Raw genomic sequence first — 5025 nt, 5'->3', positions numbered from 1 at the left:
AAGTCCTCCCCCGCGGCAATGCGCTCTAAAGGAAGCCGTTCTGGTCTCGTCAGGGATCCGCTCCCGGCGAATCTTGAGTAATCAAAAATCAAAAACTAAAGAGTTCAGGGATCCCTCATGGGATCCCTTTTTGTGTTGGGCGCGAGGCGGCTAGGAAGGGATCCCGTCTCGCAGGCGGGCGCGAATGGCTTGCCAGATCTGTTCAACCAACTGGGGCGGGCTAGTTTCTGACCGGATGGGCACCCGCACATCGGCTTGGGCGTAGAACGGCTCTCGCTCTTGCATCAGCTTGTACAGGGCAGCTTGGGGGTCGGGGGTTTGCAGCAGGGGGCGTTGGCCGGGATCCCGTCTGAGCCGCTGCCAAATCAGCTCGGGGGTCGCATCCAGCCAAACGGTGAGGCCATGGTGCAAGTAGCTCCAATTTTTGGGGCGCAACACAATGCCGCCGCCTGTGGCGATCACCAACCGGGTGTAGCTGCTCAACTGGGCCAACACCTGCGTCTCCAGATCCCGGAAGTAGGCTTCCCCATGCTCGGCGAAGATCTGAGCGATGGAAGAACCCCCCACCTGCTCCACCAGACCATCGGTGTCGAAAAATTGAAAGCGCAACTGGGCTGCCAGCTCCGATCCCACGGTGGATTTGCCGCTGCCCATCATCCCAATGAGATAAACATTTACGCCGCGCAGGCGCTCAACTTCCTCGGGGTGGATCATGGGAAAGGTACCTAGATATAGCCATGCTCGGCCAGAAACTCCAGAGAAACGCTGCTCTCGGGGGGCAGCAAGCCCAGCAATTTTTCCACATACTTGCCCAAAATATCCGCCTCTATGTTGACGGGATCCCCAACTTGGAGCTGAGAAAGGTTGGTCTCGCGGTAGGTTTGGGGGATCACAGCCACCTTGAACCAGCAGCCCCCTTGGCGCACCTCAGCAATGGTCAAGCTCACCCCATTCACCGCCACGCTGCCCTTGGGTACGATGTAACGCCCGATCTCTTCAGGAACCTTGAAGCTCAGCTCCCAGGCGTTGCCAGTGGCGGCTTGATCCCACAGTTGCCCCACCCCATCGATATGGCCGCTGACAAAATGCCCCCCTAACTTGTCTCCTACCCGCAGCGCCGGTTCCAGGTTGACTGTGCGCGGGCCGAGGGATCCCTGGCCCCAAGTCGAGCGCCGCAGGGTTTCCGGCGAAACATCGGCCAAAAATCCATCGGGCAGAATCTCCACCACCGTCAGGCAAAGGCCGTCCACCGCCACGCTATCTCCATAGGCCAACTGAGGTTGCAACCGGGGACAGGTAACCCGTAGCCGTGAAGAATTGATCAACTGGGCTGTGCCCAAACTTCGAACCAGACCCGTAAACATTGCTTTGGCTCCTTAGGTTTTGCCGGCTGCCTTTTTGGCTTTCTGTTTTTCTCGCTCTTTGGCTCGTTTTTCGGCAGCGATTCGCTCTTGTCGGGCTTTCTCTTTCTCTTCAGCGATCTTTTCTAGATAGTAGTGATAGTTGCCCTGGTAGGCGACCAACTCTCCGTTGCGAATCTCTACAATCTTGTTGGCCACTTTTGAGATAAAGTAGCGGTCGTGAGAAACAAGGATCACCGTGCCATCGTAATGCTGTAAAGCTTCTTCCAGCATCTCTTTGGCCGGGATATCTAAGTGGTTGGTGGGCTCATCCAGAATCAGTAGGTTGGCCGGCTGAAGTAGCATTTTCGCCAACGCCAAGCGGGCTTTTTCTCCCCCGCTCAAAGCCGCTACTTTCTTAAAAACGGCGTCGCCGCTGAACAAAAAGCGACCCAACAGCGTGCGCACTTCTTCGTTTTTCCAGTCGGGCACTTCGTCATGGATGGTGTCCAAGACGGTTTTGCTCAGATCCAAAGCCTCTGCTTGATTTTGCTCGAAGTAGGCAGGGATCACATTGTGTGCTCCCAATTTCACAGATCCCTCGGTAGGTTGCTCTAGGCCGGTGATAAGACGCAGCAGGGTGGATTTTCCTGCCCCATTGGGCCCCAGAAAGGCGACGCGATCCCCACGCTCGATCAACAGCTCCGCACCCAAAAACAAAATCTTATCTCCATAAATGTGCGTCAAATTCTCGATCTTCACCACCTCGCGACCACTGCGGGGAGCAGGGGGAAAGCGAAACTTGAGGGTACGCACGTCGCCAATGGGCGCTTCGACCCGCTCGATCTTTTCCAGTTGTTTTTCGCGGCTTTTGGCCTGAGTGCTGCGGGTGGCACTGGCCCGGAAGCGATCGATGAAGGTCTGTTGTCTTTCAATTTCCTTTTGCTGACGTTCGTAGGCAGCTTGTTGTGCCTCTCGCCGTTCAACTTTTTGGAGTAGGTATTGAGAATAGTTACCCAAGTATGTCGTAGAAACTCCTCGCTCCGTCTCCACAATTTGGGTGCAAAGCCGATCCAAAAACTCTCGATCATGAGAAACAATCACCATGGGGATCGTCAAGCTCTTGAGGTAGTTTTCCAGCCACTCAATGGTCTCCAAGTCTAGGTGGTTGGTCGGCTCGTCTAGCAACATCAAATCGGGTTTTTGCAGCAGGATTTTCCCCAGGCTGATGCGCATCTGCCAGCCGCCGCTGAAGGCGCTCACCAACCGATCCCCGTCCTCCGGCTCAAACCCCATTTCCGGCAGGATTTTCTCAATACGCGCCTCCAGTTCATAGCCATGTAAACTCTCAAATTGGCGCTGTAGACGATCTAGGCGGCGCAAAAGGGTTTCCAACGTGTCCGCGTCCGCCTGCTCCATCTGTTGGGTGATTTGGGCAATTTCTTGGTGAATGCGGTTTTCCTCTTGAAAGACTGTCCAGAACTCTTCTCGCACCGTTCGGGCGGGATCCACTCCAAATTCTTGGGTGAGATAGGCGATGCGCAGGTTGGCGGGGCGGATCACCTCGCCGCTGGTCGGTTCTTCTTGCCCGCAGATAATCTTGAGCTGGGTGGTCTTTCCGGCCCCGTTTACTCCCACTAGGCCGACGCGATCCCCAGGCTTAACTTCCCAGTTCACATCCTTGAGCACCTCACCGGTGGGATAGATTTTGCTAATGTGTTCCAGTCGCAGCATAATGCTCCTTGGGGATCGGGACCAATTGGAGAAGTGTGGCGTTTTCTTTACATTCTTTACTCGATTTTACGTATTCTTGGGATCCCTGTCCATGGATCCTGAGCAATTTCTGCTTGATTTCTCCCTCTCATTGATCTTGCCGGGATCCACGACAGCGTTTAATATTTCTGGTTTGCCTTCAGAAGTGCCTGCTGAACCCTGTTCGATCTTTTTTCATGTCTTCAGGGCTTGTTTGTCGGTACCCTTAGTATGGACTCTTTTGCCAGAAGCCTTGTGAGGCTTCTCTAAGGCTTAAACGACCTCTAATGCCAGCGGGGAAAAGCCAGTTCCTGAGAGAGATTGAAGTAGCCGGTCGTGATGACAATGAGGAAGGTTGATCGGATAAGTTTTCAGTGTATGGGATGCTTACTTCGTCTCTTGTTTCTGAAATCCCCGGCAACCTATTTTTCTCTTTTGGGCATGTCCTAATGAGCTATCAATCCATTGACATTAGCAGTCAGCCCAGACAAGTTATGGTCTCTTGAGTTGACTTCTTATCTAACATAAAACCTTTGTTGATTTTGACAGGAAAGCCAATGGCGACGGGGATCAACTCAGAAGGACACTACGCCTTGGCTTGATCCTCGAGGGAACGGGGGGATCCCTGAAACAGGGCAGGATGACCTGTTCTGCCTCCCTGAACCGACAGAGGATTTTGTCTGTGGGCAGGCGGCTGTTGGGCCAGAAGCCGCTTCACCTCTGCATTAAGCTGACTTTCGTTGAAGGGCTTGGTCAAGTAGGCGGTTGCCCCCGACCATTTGCCGCGGATGCGGGCCAGCAGACCATCGCGAGCGGTAACCATCAGGATGGGAAGGGACTTAAACTCTTCTAAGCTGCGCACAATGCGGCAAAGCTCCAGACCATCGATCCCCGGCATGGCGATATCCATCAACAACAGGTGGGGCCGATGCTGAAACAACAAAGGAAGCACCTCGGCGGGGTTGCCCGTTGTAATCACCTGATAGTTGGGCAAATACTGCCGTAGGATTTCCTGCATCACCACGCTGTCGTCCACCGCCAAGATGGTTATCGGGTTGTGGCGCTTGGTCTGCAGCAGCTCTTGGGGTGTTTGTAGGCTGACCAAACCTTTTTTCGCCCAGGAGGCAAAGAGATTGGCCACCTCCAGCCGATCCCGGCACAGCTTCTTGGCGATTGCTTCCAGCGACTGGCCATCTTTGGTGAGGGTGTGGAGCTTCTGTCGTTGCTCATCGGTGATGCGGTAGCGGTTGACCCGTTCCCAATTGACCACCGGCACCGCCAGCATAGTTGGGATCGCCACCTTCAAATCTGCCCAGCGATCGTGGCGCCGGGCGGCTTCTTGCAGCAGCGGCTCCAACTCAAACCCGCCAATGGGGGCCTCTTGGGCGACCTGCTCCTGCACCTCAAAGTAACAGGTGCCTGCCCGTTCGAATAGGTAGCGGTCGAAATCGGTAAGCAGGTTGAGCCACAGGGCATCTTCCAGCTCCCCCGGCTTGAGCAGGCCCAATTGCGTGATAGCCTCCAGCAGCTCAGGTAAGGAATGGTCTTTCATCAAGCGCTCTTGCACCACCGAGATGGCCCGCTGTGGCCATTCCAAGTTGAGGCGAGGAATAAAGCGGGAGAGTCGTTTCAGCAGGATTTGCGTGTTGAGGGGTTGATCGGCAGAAAAAAGCAGCCTGCCGTGGTAGTAGGTCAACACCCAGGGTTCCGCACCCTCAGAGGGATCCAGTCCCTTGAGGTGAATGTGCAGATATCCAGTGGTAAACCGCCAACCTTGCTGCCTGAGCAGTGGCGCAAGTTCCTCCGAGCCGAACACAAAACGGGACATGCAGCGTTCTCCGGGCCAACTTCTTCAGGCCAAATGAGCAGCGATTCACCTCAGCCACACGCTCAAACCGTCGAAAGGAGAGCATGACTCTAGTCAATAATAAGC

The 5025-nt window shown here is 54.8% G+C and carries 4 protein-coding genes; all 4 read right to left on the bottom strand.

Going from position 1 to position 5025, the window contains the following annotated elements; genetic code table 11:
* Nucleotides 1–150 precede the first annotated feature (150 nt).
* The gene (locus tag NW815_RS11250; RefSeq protein ID WP_414344781.1) at nt 151–714 is read right to left on the bottom strand and encodes a shikimate kinase; all 564 of its coding nucleotides are present in this window, start codon (nt 712–714) and stop codon (nt 151–153) included.
* Between the two features lie 11 nt (nt 715–725).
* Entirely contained in the window at nt 726–1364 is a 639-nt protein-coding gene (locus NW815_RS11245) for a riboflavin synthase (protein WP_414416019.1), read from the bottom strand.
* 12 nt (nt 1365–1376) lie between these two features.
* Nucleotides 1377–3074 (bottom strand): ATP-binding cassette domain-containing protein, encoded by a 1698-nt coding sequence (locus tag NW815_RS11240; protein WP_414390307.1) that lies wholly within the window; start codon nt 3072–3074, stop codon nt 1377–1379.
* A gap of 604 nt (nt 3075–3678) precedes the next feature.
* Nucleotides 3679–4920 (bottom strand): response regulator, encoded by a 1242-nt coding sequence (locus NW815_RS11235; RefSeq protein WP_414358223.1) that lies wholly within the window; start codon nt 4918–4920, stop codon nt 3679–3681.
* Nucleotides 4921–5025 lie beyond the last annotated feature (105 nt).

The sequence above is a fragment of the Synechococcus sp. R6-7 genome (assembly GCF_047461695.1).
In the GTDB taxonomy this organism is placed as follows: Bacteria; Cyanobacteriota; Cyanobacteriia; order Thermostichales; family Thermostichaceae; genus Thermostichus.
Note: the sequence above shows the minus strand (reverse complement) of the source record. Positions and strands in the feature narration are given on the sequence as shown.

What these genes read in the sequence shown, in the direction of transcription:
- NW815_RS11235 (WP_414358223.1), bottom strand. Translation starts at nt 4,920, where the DNA reads ATGTCCCGTTTTGTGTTCGGCTCGGAGGAACTTGCGCCACTGCTCAGG.
- NW815_RS11240 (WP_414390307.1), bottom strand. Translation starts at nt 3,074, where the DNA reads ATGCTGCGACTGGAACACATTAGCAAAATCTATCCCACCGGTGAGGTG.
- NW815_RS11245 (WP_414416019.1), bottom strand. Translation starts at nt 1,364, where the DNA reads ATGTTTACGGGTCTGGTTCGAAGTTTGGGCACAGCCCAGTTGATCAAT.
- NW815_RS11250 (WP_414344781.1), bottom strand. Translation starts at nt 714, where the DNA reads ATGATCCACCCCGAGGAAGTTGAGCGCCTGCGCGGCGTAAATGTTTAT.